At 67.8% G+C, this 1,661-nt stretch carries 1 protein-coding gene; it reads left to right on the forward strand.

Features of this window, described 5'->3' with window-relative positions; translation table 11 throughout:
- Positions 1 to 196: 196 nt before the first annotated feature.
- The gene (locus tag E1294_RS51835) at positions 197 to 1,525 is read left to right on the forward strand and encodes an IS110 family RNA-guided transposase (RefSeq protein ID WP_220448450.1); all 1,329 of its coding nucleotides are present in this window, start codon (positions 197 to 199) and stop codon (positions 1,523 to 1,525) included.
- Positions 1,526 to 1,661: the final 136 nt, after the last annotated feature.

A 1,661-nucleotide genomic window follows, 5' to 3' on the forward strand; every position in this document is an offset into this window, starting at 1 on the left:
GGGGGCGGTCGAGGGGTTACGTCCTGTCACTACGAGTACGCCGACCAGATTCGTCGGTCCCTGTGCCGCCCTCCGGCTGGCCTCAACCGTATCGAACCCCTGATCGTTTGAGGAAGACGTGGTGGCACGAGCACGAGGGCCCGCGGCGATGGCCAAGGCCGGGCAGGAAGACGAGCCGGAGGAGACGCTGGCCCGGGTGGCGGCGATCGACGTGGCCAAGGACAGCGGGATGGTCTGTACCCGGCTGCCGCACGAGTCCCGGGCTGGGCGCAAGGTCCAGAAGGTGTGGGAGGTGCTTGCCCGCTACGACGACATCCTGGCGTTGGCTGATCATCTGCGCTGTCACGGCGTGCAGCGGGTGGTCGTCGAAAGCACCAGCGATTACTGGCGGATATGGTTCTACCTGCTCGAAGCGGCCGGGTTGACGGTGTGGCTGGTCAACGCCCGCGACGTCAAGAACGTCCCCGGGCGGCCCAAAACCGACAAGCTGGATGCGGTGTGGCTGTGCAAGCTGAACGAGCGGGGCATGCTGCGCCCGTCGTTCGTTCCCGCCGCGCCGATCCGTGATCTGCGGCAGCTCACCCGACTGCGGGCCAAGCTCGGTCAAGACGCCGCCCGGCACCAGAATCGGATCGAGAAGATCCTCGAAGACGCCTTGCTGAAGATCTCCTCCGTGCTGTCGGACATGTCCGGAGTCAGCGGGCGGCGCATTCTGGACGCGTTGGTGGCCGGGCAGAGCGACCCGGCCCGGCTGGCCGATCTGGCCCACCCGCGGGTCCGGGCGGGCAAAGCCGAGTTGCGCGCGGCACTGACCGGCCGCTTCCGCCCGGTGCACGCCGTCGAGATCGGGATGCTGCTGCAGGTGATCGATCTGCTGGAGGCCAAGGTCGCCGAACTGGACGAGAAGATCGCCGCGATGGTCGCCGCGCTGCCCGGCGCGGCCCCGGTGTGCGGCAGGTGCGCTCTGGTCGGCGGCGAGCACGCCCCCACCTGTCCCGACGCCGCCGTGCTGCTACCGGATCTGGCCGGACGCCTCGATGAGATCACCGGAGTCGGCCTGTCGTGCGCTCAGGTCATCATTGCCGAACTCGGCACCGACGTGACCGCCCAGTTCCCGACCGCCGGGCACGCCGCCGCCTGGGCCAAGCTGGTCCCCCTCACCCACCAGTCCGGCCGCGTCTCGCGGACCGGCCCGACCGGCAAGGGCAACCGCTGGTTACGCGGCGCGCTGGGCACCGCCGCGATGGCCGCGGCCAAGAGCAAGGGCACCTTCCTAGGCGAGCGCTATCAGCGGATCCGACGCCGCCGCGGCAAACAGAAGGCCCTGGTCGCGATCTCCCGCACCATCCTGGAGATCGCCTACCGGCTGATCGCCGATCCCACGCTCCGCTTCCACGACCTGGGCGCCGAGCACTACGACACGCTCAATCCGGAAAAACGTACCCGGAGCAAGATCCGGGAACTGCAACGTCTCAATCCCGGTATGAAGGTCACCCTCACCCCGATCGACGACCTCACCACTTAACCTCGGCTCGCTCATCCCCGGCACCCCGCTGGGGGATCAACACTTCACATTCTTGCAGCTCAAGAGCATCACCCACGCTGGAGCAGTGGTGGGTTACTGACGTGCGCCTACCGAACGGTCTTAATTTCCGACCAGA

It is taken from the genome of Nonomuraea diastatica (genome assembly GCF_004349015.1).
Taxonomy (GTDB): domain Bacteria; phylum Actinomycetota; class Actinomycetes; order Streptosporangiales; family Streptosporangiaceae; genus Nonomuraea; species Nonomuraea diastatica.